At 31.8% G+C, this 255-nt stretch carries 1 protein-coding gene; it reads left to right on the top strand.

The window, feature by feature from the left end:
- Nucleotides 1-253 (top strand): F-box protein (locus AB6N09_RS05715; RefSeq protein WP_411131958.1); only part of this gene is annotated, 253 nt, incomplete at its 5' end.
- Between the last annotated feature and the right edge of the window lie 2 nt (nucleotides 254-255).

Below are 255 nucleotides of genomic sequence, written 5' to 3' on the forward strand. Positions count from 1 at the left end.
GATAGAAAGTCATTTCAGAAAGGGCATGGATAGAAAAGAGTTACTTGAACAAGGCAATAAAATTTTCCATTTTCTCTTTAACAACTTTCCTGAGTTACCACATGACTGTACTGAAAAAATATTTAGTTACCTGAGTGACGAAGACTTAAGAATTTTAATGGATGCTTGTAAGCCTCTTAGCATCAGTAATCCTAATTCTAATATTAATGATGTAGTGATTACCTCAAATATATCTCAAGTACAGTATGTTTAACC

The sequence above is a fragment of the Wolbachia endosymbiont of Tettigetta isshikii genome (genome assembly GCF_041154185.1).
Lineage (GTDB): Bacteria > Pseudomonadota > Alphaproteobacteria > Rickettsiales > Anaplasmataceae > Wolbachia.